This window comes from Intestinimonas sp. UBA1698, assembly GCF_002320075.1.
GTDB classification, from domain to species: Bacteria; Bacillota; Clostridia; order Oscillospirales; family Oscillospiraceae; genus Intestinimonas; species Intestinimonas massiliensis.
Window position 1 is genome coordinate 60,820 of record NZ_DCJO01000013.1, and the last position, 25,881, is coordinate 86,700.

The 25,881-nt window shown below is 65.1% G+C and carries 27 protein-coding genes; 19 read left to right on the forward strand and 8 right to left on the reverse strand.

The features are described 5' to 3' along the window. Positions 1–131: 131 nt before the first annotated feature. Genes argH through argF form a run of 6 tightly spaced genes read left to right on the forward strand, consistent with a single transcriptional unit; the run spans position 132 to position 6,787 of the window. Positions 132–1,511, forward strand: coding sequence for an argininosuccinate lyase (gene argH / locus B3H64_RS02875; protein WP_050617833.1), 1,380 nt, complete (start codon positions 132–134; stop codon positions 1,509–1,511). Between the two features lie 36 nt (positions 1,512–1,547). After that, on the forward strand, positions 1,548–2,489 hold the full coding sequence (argC, locus tag B3H64_RS02880; RefSeq protein WP_050617834.1) for an N-acetyl-gamma-glutamyl-phosphate reductase: 942 nt from the start codon (positions 1,548–1,550) through the stop codon (positions 2,487–2,489). 32 nt (positions 2,490–2,521) lie between these two features. After that, positions 2,522–3,784, forward strand: a complete 1,263-nt coding sequence (gene argJ, locus B3H64_RS02885; RefSeq protein ID WP_050617835.1) for a bifunctional glutamate N-acetyltransferase/amino-acid acetyltransferase ArgJ — start codon at positions 2,522–2,524, stop codon at positions 3,782–3,784. Positions 3,785–3,814: 30 nt separating this feature from the next. After that, positions 3,815–4,669 carry an acetylglutamate kinase gene (gene argB, locus B3H64_RS02890; protein ID WP_050617836.1) on the forward strand — a complete coding sequence of 285 codons (855 nt, stop codon included), beginning with the start codon at positions 3,815–3,817 and terminating at the stop codon, positions 4,667–4,669. A gap of 9 nt (positions 4,670–4,678) precedes the next feature. Continuing rightward, positions 4,679–5,860, forward strand: coding sequence for an aminotransferase class III-fold pyridoxal phosphate-dependent enzyme (locus B3H64_RS02895; protein WP_286732815.1), 1,182 nt, complete (start codon positions 4,679–4,681; stop codon positions 5,858–5,860). Positions 5,861–5,863: 3 nt separating this feature from the next. Further along, positions 5,864–6,787, forward strand: coding sequence for an ornithine carbamoyltransferase (gene argF / locus B3H64_RS02900; RefSeq protein WP_050617838.1), 924 nt, complete (start codon positions 5,864–5,866; stop codon positions 6,785–6,787). A gap of 60 nt (positions 6,788–6,847) precedes the next feature. Here the strand turns inward: argF and B3H64_RS02905 are convergent, their stop codons facing one another. From B3H64_RS02905 to pheS, 3 genes are all read right to left on the reverse strand, one after another. After that, positions 6,848–7,102: an IreB family regulatory phosphoprotein gene (locus B3H64_RS02905; RefSeq protein WP_050617839.1), complete on the reverse strand. Its 255-nt coding sequence runs from the start codon at positions 7,100–7,102 to the stop codon at positions 6,848–6,850. Positions 7,103–7,242: 140 nt separating this feature from the next. After that, the gene (pheT, locus tag B3H64_RS02910; protein ID WP_050617840.1) at positions 7,243–9,933 is read right to left on the reverse strand and encodes a phenylalanine--tRNA ligase subunit beta; all 2,691 of its coding nucleotides are present in this window, start codon (positions 9,931–9,933) and stop codon (positions 7,243–7,245) included. Between the two features lie 21 nt (positions 9,934–9,954). Beyond that, the gene (gene pheS, locus B3H64_RS02915; RefSeq protein ID WP_050617841.1) at positions 9,955–10,980 is read right to left on the reverse strand and encodes a phenylalanine--tRNA ligase subunit alpha; all 1,026 of its coding nucleotides are present in this window, start codon (positions 10,978–10,980) and stop codon (positions 9,955–9,957) included. Between the two features lie 399 nt (positions 10,981–11,379). Between pheS and B3H64_RS02920 the strand changes: the two genes are divergently transcribed. The 6 genes from B3H64_RS02920 (at position 11,380) to B3H64_RS02945 (ending at position 17,246) form a co-directional block, all read left to right on the forward strand. Next, positions 11,380–12,765 carry an MATE family efflux transporter gene (locus B3H64_RS02920; RefSeq protein ID WP_286732822.1) on the forward strand — a complete coding sequence of 462 codons (1,386 nt, stop codon included), beginning with the start codon at positions 11,380–11,382 and terminating at the stop codon, positions 12,763–12,765. 13 nt (positions 12,766–12,778) lie between these two features. Next, positions 12,779–14,308, forward strand: a complete 1,530-nt coding sequence (locus B3H64_RS02925) for a bifunctional ADP-dependent NAD(P)H-hydrate dehydratase/NAD(P)H-hydrate epimerase (RefSeq protein WP_050617842.1) — start codon at positions 12,779–12,781, stop codon at positions 14,306–14,308. Positions 14,309–14,332: 24 nt separating this feature from the next. Beyond that, the gene (locus B3H64_RS02930) at positions 14,333–14,947 is read left to right on the forward strand and encodes a hypothetical protein (RefSeq protein ID WP_242853772.1); all 615 of its coding nucleotides are present in this window, start codon (positions 14,333–14,335) and stop codon (positions 14,945–14,947) included. A 6-nt stretch (positions 14,948–14,953) separates the two neighbouring features. Beyond that, positions 14,954–16,078: an alanine racemase gene (alr, locus tag B3H64_RS02935; protein WP_286732826.1), complete on the forward strand. Its 1,125-nt coding sequence runs from the start codon at positions 14,954–14,956 to the stop codon at positions 16,076–16,078. Positions 16,079–16,279: 201 nt separating this feature from the next. After that, on the forward strand, positions 16,280–16,645 hold the full coding sequence (locus tag B3H64_RS02940; RefSeq protein WP_050617845.1) for a type II toxin-antitoxin system PemK/MazF family toxin: 366 nt from the start codon (positions 16,280–16,282) through the stop codon (positions 16,643–16,645). Positions 16,646–16,703: 58 nt separating this feature from the next. Further along, positions 16,704–17,246 (forward strand): hypothetical protein, encoded by a 543-nt coding sequence (locus B3H64_RS02945; RefSeq protein WP_286732829.1) that lies wholly within the window; start codon positions 16,704–16,706, stop codon positions 17,244–17,246. A 61-nt stretch (positions 17,247–17,307) separates the two neighbouring features. Here the strand turns inward: B3H64_RS02945 and B3H64_RS02950 are convergent, their stop codons facing one another. The 4 genes from B3H64_RS02950 to B3H64_RS02965 all read right to left on the reverse strand — a co-directional run bounded on the left by B3H64_RS02950 (position 17,308) and on the right by B3H64_RS02965 (position 20,763). Then, complete coding sequence (locus tag B3H64_RS02950; RefSeq protein WP_050617847.1) at positions 17,308–17,739, reverse strand: RrF2 family transcriptional regulator; 432 nt, start codon at positions 17,737–17,739, stop codon at positions 17,308–17,310. A gap of 136 nt (positions 17,740–17,875) precedes the next feature. Further along, positions 17,876–18,445 carry a DUF5317 domain-containing protein gene (locus tag B3H64_RS02955; protein WP_286732832.1) on the reverse strand — a complete coding sequence of 190 codons (570 nt, stop codon included), beginning with the start codon at positions 18,443–18,445 and terminating at the stop codon, positions 17,876–17,878. A gap of 12 nt (positions 18,446–18,457) precedes the next feature. Further along, positions 18,458–19,786, reverse strand: coding sequence for an HD-GYP domain-containing protein (locus B3H64_RS02960; protein WP_286732835.1), 1,329 nt, complete (start codon positions 19,784–19,786; stop codon positions 18,458–18,460). A gap of 305 nt (positions 19,787–20,091) precedes the next feature. Next, complete coding sequence (locus tag B3H64_RS02965; protein WP_050617850.1) at positions 20,092–20,763, reverse strand: hypothetical protein; 672 nt, start codon at positions 20,761–20,763, stop codon at positions 20,092–20,094. Positions 20,764–21,015: 252 nt separating this feature from the next. Between B3H64_RS02965 and B3H64_RS02970 the strand changes: the two genes are divergently transcribed. The 5 genes from B3H64_RS02970 (at position 21,016) to B3H64_RS02990 (ending at position 23,089) form a co-directional block, all read left to right on the forward strand. Beyond that, positions 21,016–21,561 carry a hypothetical protein gene (locus B3H64_RS02970; protein ID WP_050617851.1) on the forward strand — a complete coding sequence of 182 codons (546 nt, stop codon included), beginning with the start codon at positions 21,016–21,018 and terminating at the stop codon, positions 21,559–21,561. Between the two features lie 60 nt (positions 21,562–21,621). Continuing rightward, on the forward strand, positions 21,622–21,807 hold the full coding sequence (locus B3H64_RS02975) for a hypothetical protein (RefSeq protein ID WP_050617852.1): 186 nt from the start codon (positions 21,622–21,624) through the stop codon (positions 21,805–21,807). 15 nt (positions 21,808–21,822) lie between these two features. Next, positions 21,823–22,077 (forward strand): spore coat protein, encoded by a 255-nt coding sequence (locus B3H64_RS02980; RefSeq protein WP_050617853.1) that lies wholly within the window; start codon positions 21,823–21,825, stop codon positions 22,075–22,077. A 98-nt stretch (positions 22,078–22,175) separates the two neighbouring features. Next, positions 22,176–22,577: a DUF4430 domain-containing protein gene (locus B3H64_RS02985; protein ID WP_050617854.1), complete on the forward strand. Its 402-nt coding sequence runs from the start codon at positions 22,176–22,178 to the stop codon at positions 22,575–22,577. Beyond that, the gene (locus B3H64_RS02990; protein ID WP_050617855.1) at positions 22,577–23,089 is read left to right on the forward strand and encodes a hypothetical protein; all 513 of its coding nucleotides are present in this window, start codon (positions 22,577–22,579) and stop codon (positions 23,087–23,089) included. The genes B3H64_RS02985 and B3H64_RS02990 overlap by 1 nt, the downstream gene beginning before the upstream one ends. 49 nt (positions 23,090–23,138) lie before the next feature. On the opposite strand, the gene B3H64_RS02995 is transcribed toward B3H64_RS02990, so the two are convergent. After that, positions 23,139–23,759 carry a superoxide dismutase gene (locus B3H64_RS02995; protein ID WP_050617856.1) on the reverse strand — a complete coding sequence of 207 codons (621 nt, stop codon included), beginning with the start codon at positions 23,757–23,759 and terminating at the stop codon, positions 23,139–23,141. Between the two features lie 89 nt (positions 23,760–23,848). Here B3H64_RS02995 and B3H64_RS03000 point away from each other — a divergent pair, with 89 nt between their 5' ends. Together B3H64_RS03000 and B3H64_RS03005 are read left to right on the forward strand one after the other, a co-directional pair. Further along, on the forward strand, positions 23,849–24,250 hold the full coding sequence (locus B3H64_RS03000) for a Mini-ribonuclease 3 (protein ID WP_050617857.1): 402 nt from the start codon (positions 23,849–23,851) through the stop codon (positions 24,248–24,250). 2 nt (positions 24,251–24,252) lie between these two features. After that, positions 24,253–25,881: an Rqc2 family fibronectin-binding protein gene (locus B3H64_RS03005; RefSeq protein WP_050617858.1), complete on the forward strand. Its 1,629-nt coding sequence runs from the start codon at positions 24,253–24,255 to the stop codon at positions 25,879–25,881.

A 25,881-nucleotide genomic window follows, 5' to 3' on the forward strand; every position in this document is an offset into this window, starting at 1 on the left:
TCTGTGGGGTCTGCCGGACACCGTTCAGGCGCTGCGGGAGCAGGGGAAGCTGAAGTAAAAAGACATGACACACCGGTAGGGCGGGGGCTTGCCCCCGCCATACCTATATATTCGCATAAGGAGCAATCAATATGAAACTTTGGGCAGGCCGGTTCCAGAAAGAGACCGATAGCTTAGTCAACGACTTCAATTCCTCCGTCTCTTTTGACGCGAGGATGTACCGGGAGGACATCGCCGGCTCCATCGCCCACGCCGCCATGCTGGGCAAGCAGGGCATCATCGAGGAGCATGAGGCGGAAAAGATCATCGACGGTCTGAAGGCCATCCTGGCCGACATCGACGCCGGCGGCGTGGAGTTCTCTGACGATAACGAGGACATCCACATGAACATTGAAGTCATGCTCACCAACCGTATCGGCGACACGGGCAAGCGCCTGCACACCGCCCGCAGCCGGAACGACCAGGTGGCCGTAGACTTCCGCCTCTATGTGAAAAAGCAGATCCCCGTCATCATCGGCATGATCCTGGACCTGGAGAAGGTGCTGCTCAAGAAGGCAGAGGCCAATCTGGAGACCGTGATGCCCGGCTATACCCACCTCCAGCGGGCCCAACCCACCACCTTTGCCCACTACATGATGGCCTACGCCAATATGCTCAAGCGGGACGTGACCCGATTTGAGGACTGCCTGGAGCGGATGGACGAGTGCCCCCTGGGGGCAGGCGCGCTGGCCACCTCCACCTATCCGGTGGACCGGTTCCAGACCGCCGGCGCCCTGGGCTTCCGGAAACCCGTGGACAACTCCATGGATGCGGTCTCCGACCGGGACTACGCCATCGAGTTCCTCTCCGCCTGCTCCCTGCTGATGATGCACCTGTCCCGGTTCTCCGAGGAGCTGATCCTCTGGTGCTCCTGGGAGTTCAAGTTCGTGGAGCTGGACGACGCCTACTCCACCGGCTCCTCCATCATGCCGCAGAAGAAAAACCCCGACGTAGCCGAGCTGGTCCGGGGCAAGACCGGGCGGGTCTACGGCTCTCTGATAACCCTGCTCACCGTGATGAAGGGTCTGCCTCTGGCCTACAACAAGGACATGCAGGAGGACAAGGAGTGCGTCTTTGACGCCATCGACACGGTGGAGATGTGCCTGCCGGTGTTCGCCGCCATGCTGGATACCCTCACCGTCCGGCCCAAGAACATGGCCCGGGCGGCGTCGGGCGGCTTCATCAACGCTACCGACTGCGCCGATTACCTGGTGCGCAAGGGCATGCCCTTCCGGGACGCCTATATGATCGTGGGCCGGCTGGTCAACATGTGCATCAAATCAGGGGATACCCTGGATACCCTGCCGCTGAAGGATTTCCAGTCGGTCTCCGGCGCCTTCGGCCCCGACGTGTACCAGGCCCTGGAGCTGAAAACCTGCGTGGGCGGCCGGAAGGTCTACGGCGGCCCGTCCCCTGAGTCGGTTAAAATGCAGATCGAGAACATTCAGAAGTTCGTGGACGCGCGGGCTTGAGCCCGCCGCCCAGCAGGACAAAGGAAGCGTGGTAGGATGAAACCGAAACTATACATTGACGGCCAGGAGGGCACCACCGGCCTGCAGATCTACGAGCGCCTGGGAGCCCGGGACGACATCGAGCTGCTGCGCATTGACCCGGACAAGCGCAAGGACACCGCCGAGCGCAAGCGTCTCCTGAACGCGGCCGATCTGGTGTTCCTGTGCCTGCCAGACGCCGCCGCCGTGGAGGCGGTGGCGCTCATCGAAAACGAGAACACCCGGGTGGTGGACGCCTCCACCGCCCACCGCACCGCCCCCGGCTGGGTCTACGGCTTCCCCGAGCTGCTGGCTGGCCAGCGGGAGCGGGTCCGGCACGCCAAACGGGTGGCCAACCCCGGCTGTCACGCCACCGGCTTTCTGTCTACCGCCGCCCCCCTGGTGGCCATGGGGGTCCTGCCCCCCGACTATCCGGTGGCCTGCTACTCTCTCACCGGCTACTCCGGCGGCGGCAGGAAGATGATTGCGGAATACGAGGCGGCGGACCGGGCTGCGTCCCTGGACGCCCCCAACATCTACGGCCTCAGCCTGAAGCACAAGCATCTGCCCGAGATGCAGAAGGTGGCGGGACTGAAGGTTCCCCCGGTCTTTTCCCCCATTCTGGGGGATATCTACCAGGGGATGGCCACCTCGGTGCTCCTGCACAACCGCCTGCTACGGGGAAACCCCACGGCGGAGGACCTCTGCGACATGCTCTCGGCCTACTACGAGGGGCAGAAACTGGTAAGCGTGGCCCCCTTCGGCGGTACGACGCCCCGGCTGTCGGCCAATGCCCTGGCCGGGTCCGACCGGCTGGAGATCACGGTGTGCGGCCACGAGGAGCAGACCATGCTGACCGCCCGCTTCGACAATCTGGGCAAGGGGGCCTCCGGCGCCGCCGTGCAGAACATGAATCTGATGCTGGGGTTTGACGAGACCGCCGGATTGGCGGTAGAATGAAAGAAACCATCCGGAAAAAGGAGTGCTGACCAATGAAAATGATTCCTGGCGGCGTGACCGCACCCAGGGGCTTTCAGGCCTCCGGCATCCACTGCGGGGTCAAGAAGGGCAAGGGCGACGGCAACCAGCCCCCCAAGAGCGGACGGCCCGAGGTGCTGGACCAGAAAAAGGACCTGGCCCTCATCGTCTCGGAAAAGGAGTGCGCCGCCGCCGCCATGTATACCCTCAACCGGGTGAAGGCGGCCCCCCTGTATGTGACCATGGACCACCTGGAAAACGGCGTGGCCCAGGGCATCATCGCCAATTCGGGCAACGCCAACGCCTGCTGCCCCATGAGCCATGAGAACGCCGAGGAGATGTGCGCTCTGGCCGCCGCCGCCACCGGGCTGAAGGCCGCCGACTTCGTGGTGGCATCCACCGGCGTGATCGGCCAAACCCTGAACATCGCCGCCATTGCCCAGGGCGTCCCCGCCGCCGCTGCCGCCCTGTCCCGCAGCGGCTCCGGCGACGCGGCCAACGCCATCATGACCACCGACACGGTGAAAAAGGAGCTGGCCGTCACCGTGGCCATCGGAGGACAGAAGGTGACCATCGGCGCCATCGCCAAGGGCTCCGGTATGATCCACCCCAACATGGGCACCATGCTGTGCTTCCTCACCACCGACTGCGCCATTACCCAGGAAATGCTCCAGGATGCCCTCCATGATATCGTGCCCCGCACCTTCAACCGGGTCACCGTGGACGGGGACACCTCCACCAACGATATGTGCGTCATCCTGGCCAATGGCATGGCGGAAAATCCCCTCATCGAGTGGAAGGACGACAACTACACCGTGTTTTCCAAGGCCCTTAGCGAGATCTGTACCGAGCTGGCCCGCAGCATCGCCGCCGACGGTGAAGGGGCCTCTCGTCTGGTGACCTGTACGGTAATGGATGCCCGCAGCGAGGAGAGCGCCGAGCGCCTGGCCAAGGCGGTGGTGGGCTCCTCCCTGGTGAAGGCCGCCATGTTCGGCGCCGACGCCAACTGGGGCCGGGTCCTGTGCGCCATGGGTTACTCCAAGGCCCCCTTCCGCCCTGAGTTCGTGGATGTCACCTTCCGCTCCGTGGTAGGCGAGGTGACCGTCTGCCGGCAAGGGGCGGGCCTGGATTTCGACGAAGATCAGGCCAAGAGCATCCTCAGTCAGGACGAGGTGGTCATCGAGGTGGACCTCCACGAGGGGGAGCACCAGGCCACCTGCTGGGGCTGCGACCTGACCTATGAATATGTGAAAATCAACGGTGATTACCGCACCTGATCCCACTGTCAGACAAAGGAGTCCTGTTACATGTCCAGTTCCCACGTGGAGCGCGCCCAGGTGCTGGCCGAGGCGCTGCCCTATATCCAGAAATACTACGGCAAGACCATCGTGGTCAAATACGGCGGCAACGCCATGATCTCGGAGGAGCTGCGCCGGGCCGTCATCAGCGACATTATCCTGCTCCACCTGGTGGGCATCCGGGTGGTGGTGGTCCACGGCGGCGGCCCCGAGATCACCGATATGCTCAAGCGCCTGGGCAAGCCGTCCGAATTCGTGGACGGCCTGCGCTACACGGACCAGGAGACCATGGATGTGGTGCAGCAGGTGCTGTGCGGCAAGGTGAACAAGGATCTGGTGGCCACCCTCAACCGCATGGGGGGCCGGGCCCTGGGCCTGTGCGGCATGGACGCCGGGCTGTTCCAGGCCAGGAAGCTGGATGAGAAATACGGTCTGGTGGGCGAGGTGGTCCAGGTAGACCCCGCCGTCGTCAACGACGCCCTGGCGGTGGGCTACATCCCCGTGGTCTCTACCGTGGCCCAGGGAGTGGACGGGGAGACCGCCTACAACATCAACGCCGACACCGCCGCCGCCAAGCTGGCGGTAGCCCTCCACGCTGAGAAGCTGATCCTGCTCACCGACGTGCGGGGCCTGCTCCGGGACCCCAAGGATGAGGACACCCTCATCCCCGAGGTGGGGCTGTCCCAGGTCCCCGGCCTGGTGAAGGACGGGGTGATCCAGGGGGGGATGATCCCCAAGGTGGACTGCTGCGTGGAGGCCGTGCGCTCCGGCGTGAAGAACACCATTATCCTGGACGGGCGCATCCCCCACTCCATTCTGATCGAGCTGCTGTCCGATTCCGGCATCGGCACCATGCTGCTGTGAGGTGAAACCATGGATTTTCAGGAACTCAAGGCTCTGGACGACCAGTATGTGATGCATACCTACGGCCGCTTCCCGGTGGATGTGGACCACGGGGAGAACGCCACCTTGTACGACGCCCTGGGCCGGAGCTACATCGACTTTTCCAGCGGCATCGGGGTCAACTCCATCGGCTGCGCCCATCCCAGGTGGACGGAGGCCATCATGGAGCAGGCCATGAAGCTGGGGCATATCTCCAATCTGTTCTACACCGAGCCCTGCGCCCGGCTGGCCAAGGTGCTGTGCCAGCGCGCGGGCATGTCCAACGTGTTTTTCGGCAACTCCGGCGCGGAGGGCAACGAGGGGCTCATCAAGCTGGCCCGGAAGTACAGCTTTGACAAGTACGGCAAGGGCCGGGGCACCGTTCTGACCCTAAAGCAGTCCTTCCACGGCCGGACGCTGAACACCTTGGCCGCCACCGGCCAGGAGGTGTTCCACAACTATTTCTTCCCCTTCCCCGACGGCTTCCGCTACGCCGCCCCCACCATGGATGGGGTGAGCGAGGTGGCGGGACATGACGTGTGCGCCGTCCTGCTGGAGCTGGTCCAGGGGGAGAGCGGCGTCTACCCGCTGGACCAGGGTTTTGTCCACGATCTGGCGGTGCTGTGCGCCGAGCGGGATTGGCTGCTGCTCATCGACGAGGTCCAGACCGGCATTGGCCGCACCGGCACCCTGTTCTGCTACCAGCAGTACGGCATCCTGCCCGACGCGGTGTCTTTTGCCAAGGGGATCGCCGGGGGCCTGCCCATGGGCGGCTTCCTGGCCAGCGACAAGTGCCGGGACGTGCTGGGGCCGGGCACCCACGGCTCCACCTTCGGGGGCAATCCGGTGTGCGCCGCGGCGGCCCTGGCGGTGCTGGACGTGCTGGACGAGGATACCATCTCCGCCGCTACCGAAAAGGGCCGGTATATCCGCAATGCTATCGCGTCCATGGCCCTGCCCTGTCTGGGGGCCACCCGCGGCCTGGGCCTGATGATCGGTGTGGAGGTCAAGGGGGACAAGACCAACAAGGAGCTGGCCGCCAAGCTCATCGAAAACGGCCTGCTGGTGCTCACCGCCGGCCCCGCCCTGCGCTTCCTGCCCCCGCTGACCATCACCCAGGCGGAGATGGACAAGGGACTGGAGATTTTGGAAAAGACCCTGAAAGAGGTGTGAGAAATGAAGAAGGATTTGCTCAAGCTGCTGGACCTGACCCGGGAGGACATCACCAAGATCCTCAACGTGGCCGACCAGATGAAGTACAACCAGAAGCATGGCCTGACCCACAACTATCTCCAGGGCAAGACTCTGGCCATGATCTTTGAAAAAAACTCCACCCGGACCCGGGTGTCCTTCGAGGTGGGGATGTACCAGCTCGGCGGCCACGCCCTGTTCCTCTCCGGCAAGGAGAGCCAGATCGGCCGGGGCGAGCCCATCGAGGACACCGCCCGGGTGCTCTCCCGCTACTGCGACGGCATCATGATCCGCACCTACGGCCAGGACGAGGTGGAGGAGCTGGCCAAGTATGCCTCCATCCCCGTCATCAACGGCCTGACCGACTTTGCACACCCCTGCCAGGTGCTGGCCGACCTGATGACCATCCGGGAAAAGATGACCCGGCTGGAGGGGCTGAAGCTGTGCTTTATCGGGGACGGCAATAACATGGCAAACTCTCTGATCGTGGGCGGCCTGAAGTGCGGTATGGACGTGTCCGTGGCCTGTCCTGCGGGCTATGATCCCGACCCCCGGGTGCTGGACTTTGCCAAGACCGTCACCGGCGCCGGGTTTGCCCTGTGCCGCGACCCGAAGCAGGCCGCCAAAGACGCCGACGTGATCATCACCGACGTATGGGCCTCCATGGGCCAGGAGGGGGAGAAGGCCAAGCGGGAGGCCGCCTTCGGCGGCGTCTATCAGGTCAACGAAGCGCTGATGGCCGTGGCCCACCCCGGCGCCATGGTGCAGCACTGTCTGCCCGCCCACCGGGGGGAGGAGATCACGGCGGAGGTGTTCGAGGCCCACGCCGGGGAGATCTTCGACGAGGCGGAGAACCGGCTCCACGCCCAGAAGGCGGTCATGTTCCTGCTGATGGGAGAGAAAAACTGACTTTCACAGACAAGAAAAAGAGCTGGAAGGCGATGCCTTCCAGCTCTTTTTGACGACAATTCAGCCGGCCAGATACTTTTTCACCAGCTCCTGAAGCAGCTCGTCCCGGTCCAGCTTGCGGATGAGGGAGCGTGCGTTGTTGTAGTTGGTGATATAGGTGGGGTCCTCGGAGAGGATGTAACCGACGATCTGGTTGATGGGGTTATAGCCCTTCTCCTGAAGCGAGTTGTAAACCGAGGTCAAAATGGCCTTGATTTCGTCGCCACGGTCCTGATTCAAGCTGAACTTTCTGGTGAAGTCCAATTGTTCCTGCATGTCGGAAACACCTCCCTGTGCCGTTTTCCCTATTGTAACTGAATTTGCCGGTGGTGTAAAGAGGCCGCACACAAAATTTATGAAGAATTAAGATGCCCATTTTGGGACGAAATATTCCTCCAGCCGTGCGGCAGCCTGCCTCAGCGCAGCGTCGCGCCCAGCTCGGTTTGCAGCAGCGCCAAGATGCTCTTGACGTCCTCGTCCGCCTCGGCGGCGGTGAGGCTGCGCTCGTCGGAACGGAGGGTCAGGTTGAAGGCCACGCTCTTTTTGTCCTCGGGGATGCCGGGGCCGGTGTAGATGTCGAACAGAGCCACGTCCTTCAGCAGGCCCTTGGCCCCCCGGCGGATGCAGTCGGCCAGCTCGCCCACGGGGACGTCCTTGCCGCAGACCACCGCGATATCCCGGGCCACCGCAGGGAACTTGGGCAGAGGCTGATAGACGGGCAGGGGGCCCATACTCCGGTAGAGAGCGCCGAAGGCGAGCTCGGCGGCGTAGAGCGGGCAGTCCACGCCATAGTTGGCGGCCACATGGGGGTGGATCTGCCCCAGCACGCCCAGCAGCGTGCTGCCGCTGTAAACCTTCGCGCAGCGGCCGGGGTGGTAGGAGGGGTTCTCCTTCTCGGCCGCGAAGCGGACGCTGGGAATGCGCAGCCCGGCCAGCACGGCCTCCACCGCCCCCTTCAGGGCAAAGAAGTCCATGTCGGCGCCGTAGGCGCCCAGCGAGAGGACCTTGGGCTCGTCGGCCATGCCGGAGCCGTCGTTTTTGGCGAAGTAGGTCCTGCCCAGCTCGTAGAGCTTGGCGGACTTGTTGCGGAAGTTGTAGTTCCGGGCCAGGATCTCCAGCATGGAGGGCAGGGTGGTGGTGCGCATGATGGAGGTGTCCTCTCCCAGGGGGTTCAGGATGCGCATGGAGGTGCGCAGGGGGGAATCGGCGGGCAGGTCGATCTTATCGTAATACGCGGGGCTGATGAAGGAATAGGTGATGATTTCATCGTACCCGGCCGTGCGGCACAGCAGCCCGGCGGTGCGCTCGGCCTGCTGCTCCGGGGTGTAGCCGCCCCGGACGGTGGCCCCCCGCATGAGGGTGTTGGGGATCTTGTTGTAGCCGTAGAACCGGGCCACCTCCTCCGCGATGTCGGAGTAGTGCTCCACGTCGCTGCGCCAGGAGGGGACCAGGATGGTGTCTCCCTCCAGGCCGAAGCCCAGGGACAGCAGGATGCGGCGCATCTCCGCCTCGGACACGTCGGTGCCCAGCAGGGCGTTGATCTTCTCCGGCTCCAGCTTTACGGTGACGGGGGCGGCGTCCCTGGCGATCACGTCCAGCACGCCGTCCACCACCTCGCCGGCTTCCAGCAGCTCCACCAGCTCACAGGCCCGCTGGACGGCCTTCATGGTGTTCATGGGGTCCAGACCTTTTTCATACCGGGAGGAGGCGTCGGTGCGCATCCCCAGGGCGGTGGCGGTGCGGCGGACGGAGGCGCCGTTGAAGTTGGCCGACTCAAACAGGACCATGGCGGTGTCGCCCACGATCTCGGAGTTGGCGCCGCCCATGACGCCGGCCACACATACCGGCCGGTGCTCGTCGCAGATGCACAGCATGGATGTGGTCAGGGCGTGGTCCTTGCCGTCCAGGGTCTGGATGGCCTCCCCCTCCCGGGCGGTGCGGACGACGATGTGCCCGCCTTCCACACAGGAGAAGTCAAAGGCGTGCATAGGCTGGCCATACTCCAGCATGACGTAGTTGGTGATGTCCACGATGTTGTTGATGGGCCGCACGCCGGAGTTGCGCAGCCGCTCCCGCATCCAGGCGGGGGAGGGCTTGATCTTTACATTTTTCACCATGCGGGCGGTGTACCGGGGACAGAGGTCCCCGTCCTCAATGTCAATATCCACCAGCTCGGCGATGGAGCCGCCGCAGCCCTTGATTTCGGGGGTATGGAGCTTCAGCTCCTTGCCGAAGGTGGCGGCAGCCTCCCGGGCCAGGCCGATGACGGACAGGCAGTCGGGACGGTTGGGGGTGATCTCGAACTCCACCACGTGGTCGTCGTAGCCGATGACGGCGGCCATGTCGTCGCCGGGCTGCACGCCCTGCTCGTGGAGGACCCAGATACCGTCCTCGATGCAGTGGGGGAATTCCTTCTGGTCGGCGTGGAGGTCGGCCAGGGTGCAGATGTGGCCCTTGGCGGTGTCATAGGCCACCCAATCGCCCGCGTGGATGTTCTGGCAGCCGGTTACGGCCTCCGCCTCACCGTCGCCGGTGTTGAGGCGGACGGTATAGGTAAAGCCGTCGCCCTCGATGGCGGCGACCTGGGCGGCAATGACCTTGCCGAACATCTTGTGTCCGGGGGCCGCGTCCGCCGGGATGGAGGGCTTGGCCGGGTCCAGGGGCTTGTAGTCGTTCAGCAGGGCGGCGGCCCGGATGACGGCGTAGGGATAGTCGTGGGCGGCGGTGAGGTTGAGCTCCTTCAGGGAGCAGAGCATCCCATTGGAGGGCACCCCCCGCAGCTTGCCCTTTTCGATCTTGACCCCGCCGGGGAGCAGGGATTTGTGCCGGGCCACGGGGACCAGGTCACCCACGTGGATGTTCCACGCGCCGGTGACGATCTGGACGGGCTCGTCCTGGCCCACATCCAACTGGCAGACCCACATGTGGTCGGAATCGGGATGGCGGTCCATCCGGAGGATGCGGCCCGCCACCACGTTTTTCAGCTCCTGGCTCAGGTCCGCCACGGACTCCACCTTGGAGCCGGAGAGCGTCATAGCCTCGGAAAAGTCGTGGTCGTTTGCATCAATCGCAACAAATTCGTTCAGCCATTTACGGGACAACTGCATGGTTCAACACTCTCCTTTCACTTAAAACTGGCTGAGGAACCGGACATCGTTTTCAAAGATCAGGCGCATGTCGCTGATCTTGAACTGGCCCAGGGCCAGCCGCTCCAGACCGAAGCCGAAGGCGAAGCCGGAGTACACGTCGGGGTCCACGTTGCAGTTGCGCAGCACCTTGGGGTGGACCATGCCGGCGCCCAGCACCTCGATCCAGCCCTCGCCCTTACAGGTGGGGCAGCCCTTGCCGCCGCACTTGTGGCACTGGATGTCCACCTCACAGGAGGGCTCGGTGAAGGGGAAGTGATGGGGACGGAAGCGGGTCTGGGTGTCGGGGCCGTAGATCTGCCGGATGACGGTGTTCAGGGTGCCCTTCAGGTCGGCCATGGTGATGCCCTTGTCCACCACCAGACCCTCGATCTGGTGGAACATAGGGGAGTGGGTGGCGTCCACCTCGTCCTTGCGGTACACCCGGCCGGGGGAGATGATGCGGATGGGCAGCTCGCGGGTCTCCATGGCCCGGATCTGCATGGGGGAGGTCTGGCTCCGCAGCAGGACGGAGGAGTCCTCAGTCAGATAGAAGGTGTCGGTCCAGTCCCGGGAGGGGTGATCCTCCGGGGCGTTGAGCTTGGTGAAGTTATACTCGGCCTGTTCGATCTCGGGGCCGTCCAGAATATCGAAGCCCATGCCGATGAAAATGTCCTTGATCTCGTCCAGAACGGTATACATGGGGTGCTTGTGGCCCACCTCGACGGGTTTGCCGGGGATGGTGACGTCCAGAGTCTCCGCCTCCAGCCGGGCGTGGAGGGCGGCGGCCTCCAGCACCTTCTGCTGCCGGGCCAGGGCCTCGGTGAGGGCCTCGCGCACCTCGTTGGCCAGTTGACCCATGACGGGGCGCTCCTCGGCCGAGAGCCTGCCCATCTGCTTGAGCAGAGCGGTGAGCTCACCCTTTTTGCCCAGATACCGGACTCGCAGGGCCTCCAGGTCGGCCGCCGTCTTGGTCTCACTGAGGGCGGCGAGGGCCTCGCGCCGGATTTGTTCCAGTGTTTCCTTCATATTCGCAGCTCCTTTGCGTAAGATAAGCAACAAAAAATGCCCCCCATCCCCAAAGAGGGACGAAAGGCAAGCCTTCCGCGGTACCACCCGCATTTCCACGCCCCGGTCCCGGGCGCAGACACTTCAACCACCATAACGGATGGAACCCGTCCGCGTCTTTCCCCGCGGCCGCTCCCGGGCGAACCAAGCGCGTTCCTCATGGGGCGGCTTTCAGCCGGTGACCGTCCTTCTCTGCCTGACGAACTGTGCGCTATTTTCCCGTTCTCAGCGTTTCTATCCTGTATTTATACCACATCGGCCGGAAAATTGCAAGATGAAATTGAATGTTCATGGCTTGCGGCGGGACGTGTTCCGCATTATAATGGACGGGTACATTCTGAGAAGAAACGAGTGGATTCGGTGAAACAAAGGCGTGACCGGACGGAGCTGCTGCTCCGGGAGCCCAATTTGTACAAGGCCTTTCTGATTCTGGCTCTGCCGGTGTTCGGGGCCAACTTTATGAAGGCCTTCAACGAGCTGGTGGACACCTATTTCATCGGCCAGATCGCCAACTCCGTGGCCGCCCAGGCGGGCGTTTCGCTGTCCTGGCCCCTGCTGAATATCTTCGCCTCCTTCCAGGCGGGCTTCGGCGTGGCGGGGGTGGCGGTGGTCAGCCAGCTTTTGGGTGCCGGAGAGCGGGAGCGGGCCCGGGACAACGCCGGGGTGCTGCTCCTGGTGTCGGTGGTGCTGGGGGCCGTCCTCAACCTGCTGCTGTATCTGGCTGCGCCGGGGGTCATGGCCCTGATGGGAGCGTCCGGGGATGTGCTGGCGTGCAGCGTGTCCTATCTGCGGGTGCGCTCCTTTGAACTGACGTTTACCTTCATTTTTGCGGCATTCCAGGCCATCCGCCAGGCCCAGGGGGACACGGTGACCCCGGTGGTGCTCTCGGTGAGCGCCGTGATGCTCAACATCGTCCTCACCGCCGTCCATGTGCGCGTCCTGGGGCTGGGGGTGTTCGGCGCAGGCCTGGCCACCGCGGCGGGCAACGCCGTCATCGTGCCCGTCTGCCTGTATCTGCTGTTCGACCGGCGGCAGGCGCTCTTCCTGGACAGACGCCACCTGCGGCTGCAGTGGCCCCTGTTCCGGCGGCTCACCGCCGTGGCCGCCCCGGCGGCGGCCAACCAGGCCCTCAGCTCTCTGGGCTTTCTGGTGCTACAGGCCGTCATCCTCAGCTACGGCGACCACGTCACCGCCGCCTTCAGCATCGGCAACAAGGTGTCCAACCTGCTGCTCATGCCGGTGCTGGCCATGGGCTCGGTGCTGGCGGCCTACGTGGGGCAGAACATCGGCGCGGGCAACGGGGAGCGGGCCCGGCGGGCCTATCTGGTCAGCCGGAATGTGGGGCTGCTCGTCTCCATCGCCGGGAGCCTGCTGCTCTTCCCCCTGCGGGGGGTGCTGGTGACCGCCCTGGCCAACGACTCTGCCACCCAGGCCGCCGCTTGGGAGTATATGTTCTGGGTGCTGCTCACCCAGCCGCTCATGTCTCTGTTCCAAAACTATCTGGGTGTGTTCAACGGCTCCGGGAACACCCGGTTTTCCTTCCTCATGGCCACCGCACGGCTGTGGATCATCCGCCTGCCCCTCATCCTCCTGTTCAAGCTTTTTACCAACGTGGGCAGTACGGGCATCTGGTACGCCATGGTCCTCAGCAACTTTATCATCCTCATCGTGGGCGCCCTGCTGTTCCGCCGGGTGAGCTTCACCCCTATGGACGCGGTGCAGGCCGCCGCGGAGCCCACTTCATAAGGAGGCGCATGGTATGCAATGGATCTCCAGCGCACGGGAGATGCGGGAGCTGGACCGCTCCGCCATCGGGGAGCGGGGAATCCCCTCCACGCGGCTGATGGAGGCCGCCGCCCGGGCGGTGGCGGAAGAGGCGGCCGCTCTGGCAGGTGAGAATCGGAGGGCCGCCGTCTTCTGCGGCAGCGGCAACAACGGTGGCGACGGCGTGGCCGCCGCCCGGTTCCTGCTGGAGCGGGGAATTTCGGTCCGGTGCTTTCTGGTGGGAGGGCGGGACAAGCTCACCGCCGATACCGCGGAGATGGAGCGCCGCCTGGGGGCCGCCGGCGGCGTGCTGGAGGCCTTCGATCCCGCCGACCCGGAGCAGACGGCCTGGGCCATGGGGGCCGGGGTGCTGGTGGACGCCCTCTTCGGCATCGGCCTGACCCGACCGGTGACCGGGGCCTTCCGCACCGCCATCGAGCGGATGAACGCCAGCCCCGCCCCGACCCTGGCGGTGGACCTGCCCAGCGGGGTGGAGACCGACACCGGTGCGGTGCTGGGCGCCGCGGCAGAGGCGGCGGTCACCGTCACCTTCACGGCGGCCAAGCCGGGCCACTATCTGGGAGAGGGAGGCGCCCTCTGCGGTAGGCTGTCCGTGGTCTCCATCGGTATCCCGGAGGACCTGACCGCCGCCGTGCCCAAGCCGGTTTGGGCGATGGGCCCCGGGGACCTGCCCCTGCCCCGCCGGCGGCGGGACAGCCACAAGGGGGACTACGGCAGGGACTATATCCTGGCGGGCAGCCGGGGCTACACCGGCGCGCCGGTACTGGCGGCCCGAGGGGCGCTGCGGTCGGGGGCGGGTCTGGTCACCCTGGCGGTGCCGGAGGACATCTATCCCATCGTGGCCGTCAAGTGTGACGAAGTCATGCCCAAGCCCCTGCCCGCCGACGGGGAAGGGGGCCTCTCCGCCGGGGCTCTGGCCCAGGTGCGCACCGACCTGGCGGGGAAGAGCGCTGCCCTGGTGGGGCCCGGCCTGGGCCGCGGCGCGGGAGCCGCCGCTTTGACGGCGGCGGTGCTGGAGGGGGCGGCGTGCCCCGTGGTGCTGGACGCCGACGGTCTAAACGCCGTTTCCGGGCATATAGATAGGTTGGACGCCCGGGCGGGGACGGGCCGGCTGACCGTGCTCACCCCCCACGACGGGGAGTTTGCCCGCCTGACCGGGGCAATGCCCGGGGCGGACCGGCTGCGGACGGCCCGGGACTTTGCCGGGGCCCACGGCTGTATCCTGGTCCTGAAGGGGCACCGTACCATCACCGCCTTCCCGGACGGGAGGGCCTTCGTCAACACCACCGGCAACCCGGGCATGGCCAAGGGGGGCAGCGGGGACGCGCTGGCGGGGGTGATCCTGTCTCTGCTGGGCCAGGGGCTGGCGCCGGAGCAGGCGGTCCCGGCGGCGGTGCTGTACCATGGCCTGGCCGGGGACCTGGCGGCGGAGGAGCGGGGGGAGTACGGCATGACCCCCATGGATCTGGTGGAGAAGCTGCCCGCGGCCCTCAGACACTTTTAGAAGGGGAGGACGTAGCCCGTGCGCATGAAGAGACTGTGCGCACCAATGATGACCCTCTGCCTGCTGCTGGCCGCCTGCGGCGGCGGGAGCGGGGGCAGGGGAGACGAGGAGCTGGCCCTGGACATCCGAGCGGAGTACCTGGGCATGGCGACCTGCGCCGCCACGGCGGAGATCACCGCCGACTACGGCCAGCGGGTGTATGTGTTTACGCTGGAACTGCAGTATACGAAGGGCGGGGAGACGGTGCTGACCGTCACCGCGCCGGAGGACATCGCGGGAGTGACGGCCCGGCTCAAGGACGGCGCGGCCACCCTGGAATACGACGGGGCCAGCCTGGAGACGGGGGAGCTGGACGGCCAGGGGCTCTCCCCGGTGAGCGCCCTGCCGGCCCTACTGAACGCCGTCCAGACGGGCTTCATCGCCGAGGTGGGCCGGGAGGACCTGGATGAGACGGCCACCCTGCGGATCTGCTGCCGGGACCCGGAGCAGGCCCCGGGCGCCGGCGTGGAGACGGCGGTGTGGTTCGATTTGGATACCCACGGCCTGGTGCAGGGAGAGATCTCGGTGGACGGGGCCCGGGTGATCCTGTGCCGGTTTACCCAGTTTACCATGGAGCCGGCCACACAACAGGAAGGATAGACCGATATGAGTGACGCACAGATGAGAACGTGGGCGGAGATCGACCTGGGCCGCCTGAAGCACAACTACACCGCCCTGCGGGAGCAGCTCGCCCCGGGATGCCGATTCGTGGGTGTGGTGAAAGCCAACGCCTACGGCCACGGGGCGGTCCCCGTGGCCCAAAAGCTGGAGGAGTGGGGGGCGGACTACCTGGCGGTGGCCTGCCTGGAGGAGGCCGCCGAGCTGCGGCAGGCCGGGGTCCGCGCCCCCATCCTGATCCTGGGCGTCACCCTGCCCCGGTACGCCGGGGAGCTGCTGGCGTGGGACGCCGCCCAGGCGGTGGGGGACCTGGAGACCGGCCGGGCCCTGTCCGCCACGGCGGTGGCGGCGGGCCGAACGCTTACCATCCATGTGAAGGCGGACACTGGCATGTCCCGGCTGGGCTTCCTCTGTGACGAGGCCCATCTGGACCATGCCGCCGGGGAGATTGCCGCGCTGTGCGCCCTGCCGGGGCTGCGGGTGGAGGGCATCTTCACTCACTTCTCCGACGCCGACGGCTGCGAGGCATACACCATGCGCCAGTTCACCCGGTTCCTGGACCTGCTGGACAAGCTGTCCGCCCGGGGGGTGACCTTTGAAATCCGTCATTGCGCGGCCAGCGCCGCTATGTTAAACTATCCCTGTACCCATCTGGATATGGTCCGCCCCGGCATCGCCCTGTACGGCCACTATCCGGCCCCGGGCATGGAGTACACCTGCCCGCTCCTGCCGGTGATGACACTCAAGACCCGGGTGGCGGCGGTGCGGGACCTGCCCGCCGGGACCTGCGTCAGCTACGGCCGGACCGCCACCTTGGCGCGGGACAGCCGCCTGGCGGTGCTGCCGGTGGGCTACGGCGACGGCTATTTCCGCCTGTTTTCCAACGGCCAGCCGGTGGCCATCCGGGGGAAAAAGGCCCCGGTGGTGGGCCGGGTATGCATGGACCTGACCATGGTGGACGTTACCGACATCCCCGGCGTTATCCCCGGGGACGAGGCGGTGCTCTACGGTGACGCCGCCCCCGTGGAGGACGGAGCCGACCGGGCCGGAACCATCCAGTACGAGCTGCTCTGCGACGTGTCGCCCCGGGTACCCCGGGTCTATCTGGACTGAGGTGGCGGCCTCCGCGCTCCGCGCATAGAATGGCACGGGGGAGTCCCGCAGGAGCGGCGGCGGGGGCGAAAACTCTTCCTGATATTTGAAGGGATGTGTATAAATCCCGCCGCCCCGTGGGAGAATCATAGTGACCGCGTTACATAGGGCTTGCCCTCCCTGTGACGTTGGTGACTATCTTCCAGCGGAGTGTGAGCATGAGTGGACAACAGCGTGAAGCGCGGAGATATCTTTTATGCCGATCTGAGCCCGGTGGTGGGCAGCGAGCAGGGCGGGGTACGCCCGGTGCTCATCGTACAGAATGACACCGGGAACCGGCACAGTCCCACCGTCATCGCGGCAGCCATCACCTCACAGACCGGCAAGGCGAAGCTCCCCACCCACATCGAGCTGTCCGCCCGGAGCTATGGTCTGCCCAAGGACTCGGTGGTCCTGCTGGAGCAGATCCGGACCCTGGATAAGAAGCGGCTGCGCGAAAAAATGGGCAAGCTGGACGACAAGCTGATGCACCAGGTGGACTCGGCCATCGCGGTGAGCTTTGGGCTCCATCCGGAGCAGTTGATCTGAAGCGTGGGGGCCGCCCGAACGGCGGCCCTCCCCCTTTTTGACCTAGGAGGTTTTACGGATGAGAAAAAGCAGGACCAGACGTATTTTGGCGGCTGTGCTGGCGGTGGGAGCGGCGGCGGTGTTTCTGGGGGCGTCCCAGGGGACCCAGACCGACCCGCTGGTGACCATGAGCTACATAAACGAAGTGATGGCGCCCCAGATTCTCTCCGACGTAGATGCCAGACTGGACCAGCGGGAGCAGGCGCTGGTGGACCGGCTGGACGCCTCCATCGCCCGGTACGAGCGGGACATGGAGCAGAAGCTGTCCGGCTCGGCTGGGACGGGCACGGCGGGGACCTCCTCCGCCTTTACGGTGGTGAATGTGGCGGCGGGTCGGCAGCTCACCGGCGCCACCGGCTTCGAGTTCCTGCTGCGCTCCGGCTCGGCCACTGCGGTGGCGGCCTCGGCCCCGGGGCTCATCGATACCACCGGCGGCGGCACCCTGGCCTCCGGCGGGGCGGTGGAGCCCAACCACCTCTATCTCACCACGGCCGAAGGCAGGGGCCTGAAGGCCGTCACCGACCTCACCGTGCTGGTCCGGGGGAGCTATACCCTAACCTGAATGGAATGGAGCGGAAAAACACCCGGGACATCTGTCCCGGGTGTTTTGGCGTGTGGACCGTTCAGATTACGTAGTCGTTTCCCGGCTGGGTGGAGGCCGCCAGGTCGGCCAGCGTGATGCCGTCGAAGAAGTCCTGGATCAGGCCGTCCAGCTTCCGCCACATGGGCAGGGTGCGGCACTGGGCCATGCGGGGGCATTCGATGGGCTCCTGCTCCAGGCAGGCCACCGGTGCCAGACTGCCCTCCGTCAGACGCAGGATGCTGCCCACCGTATACTGCTCCGGTACTCTGGTCAGGCGGTATCCGCCCCCCTTGCCCCGCAGGCCGGTCAGGAACTTGTGCTTGACCAGGACCTTGAGGATGCTCTCCAGGTATTTTTCCGAGATATCCTGCCGCTCCGCGATCTCCTTCAGAGGGAGATAGCCCTCGGCCTGGTGCTCCGCCATGTCCACCATAACGCGCAGGGCATAGCGCCCCTTGGTCGAGATCATCATGTGGATCGCCCTCCCTTTCTTATATAAACCCATTATATAGCCGGGTAAATAGGAAATCAACGGGGCTGCTGCAAAAATTTTCGCTCCCCGGAACATACAGCAGGAGCCCCATGCGGGGCTCCTGTCACAGCGAGGATTATCCGGTTGTAAGCCACATTGGCAGGCGGGAAGGTCGCATACAGGCCATCAGGCAGAAAAAGACGCCCGCAGCCAGCAGGATGTCGCCCAGGCTGGCCAGACCGCCGAACAGCGGCAGGGGGCAGTAGAGGATGTCACCCAAAAACAACAGCCGGGTGGACGCGTCGGCGGCGCGGTACATGGGAATCTCCCCGGCCAGCAGGGCGGCCGCCCCCTGCTCGGAGAGCAGCGCCGCGGCCCGGGAGGCCACGGGCATCCTCCAGCCGTTGGCGGCGATGACCGCCAGATTGCATGCTCCGCCGGCCCCCACCAGGAGGCAGGTTTTTTTCAGATGCCGGTTTTGCCACAAAAAGAGGAAGATGAGCCCATAGGAGAGCAGCAGCGGCAGCCAGGCCCAGGCTTCAAAGGGCAGGGAGATACGGCCCGCCAGAGCGTTCATGGCCTGCTGGCAGGCGAAGGCTAGAACGGGCAGGGGGAGCAGCCGGAGGTCCGCCTCCTCGAAGCGGGAGAGCCGGCCGCCGGTGCACCAGCCCAGAAGCAGGGCGAGGATCACGGAGAGCATCAGCATCGGCGCGCCTCCTCAGACCTGGACGGCCGCGCCGGCTTCGGCCGCCGCTTCGCCGTCGGGAGCCAGTTCGCCGGCCTCGGCCATCTTGGCCACCACCTGGGCCACCTCGGGGTGAAACTGCTTGCCGGCCTCCGCCCGCAGAATGCGGGCGGCCTCCACAGGGGTGCGGCCTTTCCGGTAGGGGCGGTCGCTGGTGATGGCGTCGTAGGCGTCCGCCGCACCCAGAATGTAGGTCTCCAGCGGCAGATCGTCGCCGGAGGTGCCGTCGGGATAGCCCCGGCCGTCAAAAAACTCATGGTGGTGGAGCACCAGAGGGATGATGTCCTCATAGGTGTCCATGTTCTGGAGAATGGATACGCCGGTGGCGGGATGGCGCTGGATGACGGCCCGTTCCTCCGGGGTGAGCATGCCGGGCTTGCCCAGGATCGAGTCGGGTACGCCGATCTTGCCGATGTCGTGGAAGATGGCGGCGGTCTCCAGCCGGCGGACCCGGGCGCCGGACAGCCCCATTTTCTGGGCGATCCGGACGGAGTACAGGGATACCCGGGAGGAGTGGCCCTCGGTATAGGTATCCTTGGCCTCCAGCGCGGTGGCAAAGGCCCGGATGATGTTGTATTGCTGCTTCTGGGCGGAGAGATAGAGCCGGAAGGAGAACCGGGTCATCAGCAGCGGCAGGACAAAGAGGATGGCGGGCCAGAAGGTGGGCATAGACAGCAGCATGGCCAGAAAATAGCCCAGCGTGGCGCTGCACAGCAGACTGGGGACCATGCCGATGGCCATCTGACCGAAGGTGACGAAGAAGGCCGCCCGGTACTCCAGGTAGTAGAGAAAGGCCACGAACACAGCGTTGAGGCCCACGGCGCAGACGATATAGAGGATGCCGGGGGCCAGTACGGAGGGGAAGGTGATGGTGCCGGGCACGCCGCCCACGGCATGATAGACCACGCCCGCCGCCGCCATGGACAGATTCAGGTTGGCGGTGTTGAACAGGAGCTTGCTGGGGGCGGTGTTAAAAATATGATAAAAGCCCTTACCATCCTCGGTGGGTATGACCTCCAGAGGGGTGGTAAGGAAGATGATGGCCACAGCGGCCTCCGGCCCCAGCAGGAGGACCACGGCCAGAATGCTGATAAAGGACATATCAATGGTGCAGTCGTCCCGGACATAGAGGGGCAGACATCGGCAGAGGATGCACAGCACCGTCAGCACCACCAGCACCCCCAGCTCATGGGGGCTCCAGTTCTGCCTCTGACGGAAAAGCCAGGACCAGACCACATAGATACCGACGCCGATTCCGACGATGGAGAGCAGCGCCATATATCTTTTTGTAACCGGCTGCATAAAAACCTCCAATGATCGTGGGGACCGTGGGATCGACCGCGGTACGCGAGACAGAACGCGGGAGCTATGGAAGGGCGAAGGGGAAAGCGGGCAGCCGGCCGTCGCCGGCTGCCCGCACCTCAGAGCTTGGGCTTCAACGCTTTCAACGGATCTTGAAGAATGCGCCGCAGGTAGCCAGCATAGAAGCCAGCGCGGTGAGGGCCATCATGATCTTCGCCTTTTTCATCGAATACAGCCTCCTCGTGACAGTACTCTGCCATCCGCTAAGACAGGCTATATCCGCTTCGCTCAGTTGATGCGGGAGGTCAGGGAGTCTGGACCTCCTCGTGCTCCTCCGGAGAAGGAAGGGCGGACAGCCGCCGGTTGACGGCGTCCAAGGTGGCCAGCGCCACCGAGAAATTGGGGTCCTCCCCCTCGTAGCAGGCACCCAGCAGGGGCTCGGCCTTGCCGCCGCTTTTGAGGAGAAGCCCCACAAGCACGGCCTGGTGTTCCCCCATGGCCGTGCGCCGGACCTCGTCCAGAGAGAAGACGAAGCCGGGGGCCAGCAGTTGGTTCAGAGCCGACACGGTGGCCTGGGCGATGGCGCGCCACCGTCCGCCCACCGAAAGGTCGCAGCCGGCCCGACCCACATAGCGCTTCCCGTCCGCCAGCAGATGGACCGAGGCGCTGGCCCCCTCCCGGCTGGTGGAGAGCTCCAACTGCTCGCAGCGCAGGCGCCGGGAGGGACGGTGTACCGCCGAGCCCGGAATCTGGGCCACGCTGACGATCCGATGGTCCAGCTCCACTTGAAACTTGGCCAGCATAGCCGACTGCACGTCCCGGACAATCTGCTTGGGGCTGCGGGACTGGTCGGAGAGAATATGGACCTCGCGAACGGTCCCGTTCTCCAGAGTGAATTCGGCCCCCAGCACGCCGGGCAGACGGGTGACGAGGGCCTTCCAGGATTCCGTGGCAGTATTGCTGTGCGGTTCGCTCATGGGCTGGACTCCTTTCCCGCAGGAGATAGAATGGGAGGACCCACCGCGGCAGCGATGGGAGGAAAAATCAGGAGCTTTTTTCAATAGACTCTATTATACAGAATCCGACGGGGCAAAGCAAGGGAAAAGCAAATTAAGTTTCCATAATGAAGGAATTCCCAATGCAAATTTTGGGATTCCCCGCGCATTGGGGCCGGGGTGTGGCATAGAATAGCAGTGAAAGTGCCGGAGCGGGGAGAGGAGGGCGATGAATTGGAACAGCGGATCGCGCTGGCGGGGGGGCTTGGCAGCCTGACCCTGCGGGAGGAGGGGCCGCGGCTGTGGGCCCGGGCCGAGCTGCCGGACGATGGCCGGGGGCTCTACAAGGTCTGGCTGAGCGGGCGGAACGGACGGGCTTTGCTGGGTACGCTGGTGCCGGAGCCCGGCGGCCGGCTGGCAGCGGAGCGGACCTTTACAGCCGACGCCCTGCGCCGGCAGGGGACATGGCCGGTGACCGGCGGGACGGCGGAGCTCACCTTCTCCTTCCATAACGACGGGCCGCCCGCCGGCTGGAACTGGGAGCGGCCGAACGGAGAGGCCTTTCGGGACCGATGCATCCGTTCGGCGGCGGCGGGGCTGGACCGGGTTCTGGTCCGCCGGGAGGGGGAGCGGTGGACCATGGCGTGCCCCTTTGCCTTCGACCGGGAATTTCCCCTGCTGCCCCTGTTCTGCTTCTCCCGGCTCAAGCAGTGGGACGAGGGCCTGTTCTGCCTATTTTCCTTTGACGCCGATGGGGCTCCCCTCATGCCGGGGAAGTGAATAAATGCCAGCCGCCGTGGGATACTAGGACCGCAATCTCAAAAAGGAGTGTGATCCAAGATGGTCAATCTCACCGGCAAGGAGCTGTCCGCTCTGGAGGATCAGTTGGGCTTTGAAAAGGTCCTGTACTGTAAATACCAGGCGGCGGAGCAGGAGTGCACCGATCAGGAACTGAAATCCTGCTTCCAGCAGTATGCCCAGCAGCACAAGCAGAACTACGACTGCCTGCTGACCTATCTGAACTAAGGAGGAAACGCCCACATGAACGATCAGGAGCACGTCACAGACCTTATCTTCACGGAGAAGAAGATGTCCGCCAACTACGACACCTATGCTTCCGAATGCGTGAATACCAAGCTGCGGGACGATTTTCTGCGCATGCTCAATCAGGGCCACGTGACCCAGAGCGAGCTGTTCCAGAAGGCCCAGGCCAAGGGCTGGTATCAGGTGGAGCCCGCCCCCGCCAGCAAGGTCCAGCAGGCCCAGACCAAGTTCCAGAACCAGAAGCCCCAGTAAAAAAGCCACAAGAGGGCCGCGCAGTGCGCGGCCCTCTTGTCATAGAGCGGGGAACTGTGATAAACTGAGGAAAAACCGAGAGGGAGGGAACGAACCGGATGAAAAACCAAAAAGCCCGGATCGGCGTCTTGATCCTGCTGGCGGCGGCCGCGCTGCTGGCGGCGGTCTACTACTTTGCCCGGCCCCAGCCGATGGCCGGAGCCAAGACCGTCACTGTGGAGGTAATCCACGGGGACGGCAGCATCAGGACGGCGGAGCTCCACACCGACGAGACGTACCTGGGCCCCGCCCTGCTGTCCAGTGAGGAGCTGGGCGTGGAGGGAGAAAACGGGCCCTACGGCCTGTATATCCAGACGGTGGACGGGGAGACCGCCTCCGACGCCGACCGGACCTACTGGAGCCTGTCCAAGGACGGGGAGATCACCCTCAACGGGGCCGACCTGACCCCCATCGCCGACGGGGAGCGCTATGAGCTGACGCTGACCAAGGGGAGCTGGTGATGGAACGGGGGCGTCTGGGGGCCAGGGGCATTGTGGTGCTGGGGCTGCTGGGGGCCCTGCTGGTGGTCTTGCAGGTTGCCATGGCCCTGCTGCCCAACATCGAACCGGTGTCGCTGCTGGTGATGGTCTACACCGCGGTGCTGGGGCGGCGGGCCGCCTATCCCATCGCGGTGTTCGTGGTGCTGGAGGCCCTCATCTGGGGCGTCAGCACCTGGGTCCTGAGCTACCTGTACGTCTGGGCCGTGCTGGCCGTACTGGCCTGGCTGCTGCGGGGTATGGAATCCCGGGTGGGCTGGGCCGTCCTTTCCGGCGCCTTCGGCCTGGCCTTCGGAGCCCTGTGCGCTCTGGTGTACCTGCCCGTGGGGGGATGGCGGATGTTCGCCGCCACCTGGGTGGCGGGCATCCCCTTCGACCTGCTCCACGGGGCGGGGAACTTCGCCATCGCCCTGGTGCTGTTCCAGCCCTGCCGGAGGGTGCTGGCCACCCTTTGTGCCAAAGTGTTTCCCCCGTGAAAAATGGTCCGCGGCGCGCCGGAGGATACCCGGCGCGCCGCGGATGCTTTCATTTGCAGCAGCCGTCATAGCGGCTTTCGACAAAGGGCCAGTTGATGAGGCTGAACCAGGCGTCCACGTAATCCGCCCGGCGGTTTTGGTAGCCCAGATAGTAGGCGTGCTCCCACACGTCCACGCACAGAAGGGGGTACTGCCCCTTGGACAGGGGACAGTCCTGGTTGGCGGTCTGGACCACCGACACGCAGCGGGAGGAGTCGCAGACCAGCCAGGCGTAGCCCGAGCCGAACTGCCCCACGGCGGCGGCCTTCATCCGGGTTTTCCAGTCCTCGTAGGAGCCGAAGGCGGTGTCCATGGCCCGGGCCAGCGCGCCGGAGGGGCGGGAGCCGCTCCGGGGGGCCATGCAGTCGAAATACAGGTAGTGGTTGTATACCCCGCCGCCGTTGTTGCGCACGGGGATGCGCTTGTCCGCGGGCAGGGCGTCCAGGTTCTGGAGCAGCTCCTCCAGGGTCATGCGCTGGCACGGAGCGCAGTCGGCCAGGGCCTTGTTTAGATTGTCCACATAGGTCTGCAGATGCTTGTCGTGGTGGAAGTGGAGGGTGGTGTCGCTGATTTCGGGGCACAGGGCCTCATAGCTGTAGGGCAGGGGACGAAGGGTGAAGGGATACGGCATAGAGAGGGCTCCTTTCGAATGATTGTGTTTTGGCGTGGTTTGCGGTATACTGATATTCATATGATTTCTATTTTGCAGGAGAAAATACCATGACAGATTATTTTCATCTGGATGCTGCGCCCGACCATATCCGGGCCATCAGCAATCTGGGTCTGGCCCACCTGGGAGACGCGGTCTTTGAGGTGATGGTCCGCTCCTGGCTGTGCCTGCGCGGCAAGGCCACCTCCAAAGGCCTGCACCGGGCCACCGTCCACTTTGTGGCCGCTCCCGCCCAGGCCGCCATGGCGGAGAAGATCCTGCCGCTCCTGTCGGAGGAGGAGGGGGACGTCTTCCGCCGGGGGCGCAACGCCAGCCCCCACTCCATCCCCAAGGCGGCCAGCCGGGAGGAGTACCAGACCGCCACCGCCCTGGAGGCTTTGTTCGGCTGGCTGTACCTCCAGGGAAGGACGGAGCGGCTTAACGCGCTATTTTCGACCATGATGGGGGACTGAACATGCCTTTGGACGCGATCTGCCTGACGGCAGTGGTGGAAGAACTGAAAAAGACCCTGGTGGGGGGCAAGGTGGACAAAATCTACCAGCCCACCCGGGATGAGGTGATCCTCAACATCCGGGCGGGGGAGAACGTAAAGCTGCTCCTCGCCGGCAGCCCCACGGCCCCCCGGCTCCACCTGACCCGGCTGCCCCGGGAGAACCCGGCCCAGCCCCCCATGTTCTGTATGCTCCTGCGCAAGCATCTCACCGGCGGGCGCATTCTGGCCATCGAGCAGCCGGAGCTGGAGCGCATCGTCCTGCTCCGGCTGGAGGTCATCGACGAGCTGGGGGACCGGGTGCCCCGCACCCTAGTGCTGGAGGCCATGAGCCGCCGGGCCAACCTCATCCTATTGGACGCCGAGGGGCGCATCGTGGACTGCATGCGCCGGGTGGACGCCGACATGTCCGCCCAGCGGCAGGTGCTGCCCGGCCTGTTCTACCGGTTGCCGGAGCCCCGGCCCGGCCTGTCCCCCCTCATCGAGCGGGAGCTGGCCTTCCGGGGCGGGGTGGAGAGCGTGAAGGACCTGCCCCTGGAGAAGAAGCTGGAGCAGCTCTCACGGGCTGTGGGGGGAGCTTATGTTCCCACTCTGCTGGTGCGGGACGGCAAGGCCGCCGACTTCACCTTTCTGCCCATTTTACAGTACGGTCCGGGGACGGAGTCGAGGCCCTATCCCAGCTTTTCCGAGCTGCTGGAGGACTTTTACGCCACCCGGGAGACCGCCCAGCGCACCGGGCAGAAGGGGCAGGAGCTTTTGAAGGCGGTGGGCCGGATACGGGATCGCACCGCCCGCCGGGTGGGCCAGCAGGAGCTGGAGCTGGCGGCCACGAAGGACCGGGAGCGCAAGCGGGAGCTGGGGGACATCCTTACCTCCAACCTGTACGCGCTGGAGAAGGGAATGCGCACGGCCCGGCTGACGGACTACTACGACCCCGAGGGGCGGGAGGTGGACATCCCGCTGGACCCGCTTCTCACGCCCCAGCAGAACGCCGCCAAGTATTACAAGGAATACAACAAGGCCAAGACCGCCGAGCGGGTGCTCACGGAGCAGATCGAGAAGGGCCGGCGGGAGCTGGACTATCTGGACAGCGTACGGGAGGCTGTCAAGCTGGCCGAGGGGGAGCGGGACCTGCTGGAGATCCGGCAGGAGCTCACCGGCACCGGCTATCTCCGCAAGGGGAGCAAGGCCGGCCAGCGGAACCTGAAGGTGCAGACCCGGCCCATGGAGTTTCGGTCCTCGGCGGGGCTGCGGATTTCGGTGGGCAAGAACAACACCCAGAACGACGCCCTCACCACCAGGCAGGCGGGCAAGGGAGAGCTGTGGTTCCACACCCAGAAGATCCACGGCTCCCACGTCATCCTGTGGACGGACGGGCAGGAGCCTGACCTTCAGAGCGTCACCGAGGCCGCCCAACTGGCTGCCTGGTTTTCCCAGGGCCGGGAGGGCAAAAAGGTGCCGGTGGACTACACCCCGGTGAAATATGTGAAAAAGCCCGCCGGGGCCCGGCCGGGGATGGTGGTCTACACCACGTACCAGACGGCCTATGTGGACCCGGACGGGGAACTGGCCAGGAAGCTGCGGGTCAAATAA

Coding starts and splice junctions, on each gene's coding strand:
- argH (WP_050617833.1), top strand. CDS start 132: ATGAAACTTTGGGCAGGCCGGTTCCAGAAAGAGACCGATAGCTTAGTC.
- argC (WP_050617834.1), top strand. CDS start 1,548: ATGAAACCGAAACTATACATTGACGGCCAGGAGGGCACCACCGGCCTG.
- argJ (WP_050617835.1), top strand. CDS start 2,522: ATGAAAATGATTCCTGGCGGCGTGACCGCACCCAGGGGCTTTCAGGCC.
- argB (WP_050617836.1), top strand. CDS start 3,815: ATGTCCAGTTCCCACGTGGAGCGCGCCCAGGTGCTGGCCGAGGCGCTG.
- B3H64_RS02895 (WP_286732815.1), top strand. CDS start 4,679: ATGGATTTTCAGGAACTCAAGGCTCTGGACGACCAGTATGTGATGCAT.
- argF (WP_050617838.1), top strand. CDS start 5,864: ATGAAGAAGGATTTGCTCAAGCTGCTGGACCTGACCCGGGAGGACATC.
- B3H64_RS02905 (WP_050617839.1), bottom strand. CDS start 7,102: ATGCAGGAACAATTGGACTTCACCAGAAAGTTCAGCTTGAATCAGGAC.
- pheT (WP_050617840.1), bottom strand. CDS start 9,933: ATGCAGTTGTCCCGTAAATGGCTGAACGAATTTGTTGCGATTGATGCA.
- pheS (WP_050617841.1), bottom strand. CDS start 10,980: ATGAAGGAAACACTGGAACAAATCCGGCGCGAGGCCCTCGCCGCCCTC.
- B3H64_RS02925 (WP_050617842.1), top strand. CDS start 12,779: ATGCAATGGATCTCCAGCGCACGGGAGATGCGGGAGCTGGACCGCTCC.
- B3H64_RS02930 (WP_242853772.1), top strand. CDS start 14,333: ATGAAGAGACTGTGCGCACCAATGATGACCCTCTGCCTGCTGCTGGCC.
- alr (WP_286732826.1), top strand. CDS start 14,954: ATGAGTGACGCACAGATGAGAACGTGGGCGGAGATCGACCTGGGCCGC.
- B3H64_RS02945 (WP_286732829.1), top strand. CDS start 16,704: ATGAGAAAAAGCAGGACCAGACGTATTTTGGCGGCTGTGCTGGCGGTG.
- B3H64_RS02950 (WP_050617847.1), bottom strand. CDS start 17,739: ATGATGATCTCGACCAAGGGGCGCTATGCCCTGCGCGTTATGGTGGAC.
- B3H64_RS02955 (WP_286732832.1), bottom strand. CDS start 18,445: ATGCTGATGCTCTCCGTGATCCTCGCCCTGCTTCTGGGCTGGTGCACC.
- B3H64_RS02960 (WP_286732835.1), bottom strand. CDS start 19,786: ATGCAGCCGGTTACAAAAAGATATATGGCGCTGCTCTCCATCGTCGGA.
- B3H64_RS02965 (WP_050617850.1), bottom strand. CDS start 20,763: ATGAGCGAACCGCACAGCAATACTGCCACGGAATCCTGGAAGGCCCTC.
- B3H64_RS02975 (WP_050617852.1), top strand. CDS start 21,622: ATGGTCAATCTCACCGGCAAGGAGCTGTCCGCTCTGGAGGATCAGTTG.
- B3H64_RS02980 (WP_050617853.1), top strand. CDS start 21,823: ATGAACGATCAGGAGCACGTCACAGACCTTATCTTCACGGAGAAGAAG.
- B3H64_RS02985 (WP_050617854.1), top strand. CDS start 22,176: ATGAAAAACCAAAAAGCCCGGATCGGCGTCTTGATCCTGCTGGCGGCG.
- B3H64_RS02990 (WP_050617855.1), top strand. CDS start 22,577: ATGGAACGGGGGCGTCTGGGGGCCAGGGGCATTGTGGTGCTGGGGCTG.
- B3H64_RS02995 (WP_050617856.1), bottom strand. CDS start 23,759: ATGCCGTATCCCTTCACCCTTCGTCCCCTGCCCTACAGCTATGAGGCC.
- B3H64_RS03000 (WP_050617857.1), top strand. CDS start 23,849: ATGACAGATTATTTTCATCTGGATGCTGCGCCCGACCATATCCGGGCC.
- B3H64_RS03005 (WP_050617858.1), top strand. CDS start 24,253: ATGCCTTTGGACGCGATCTGCCTGACGGCAGTGGTGGAAGAACTGAAA.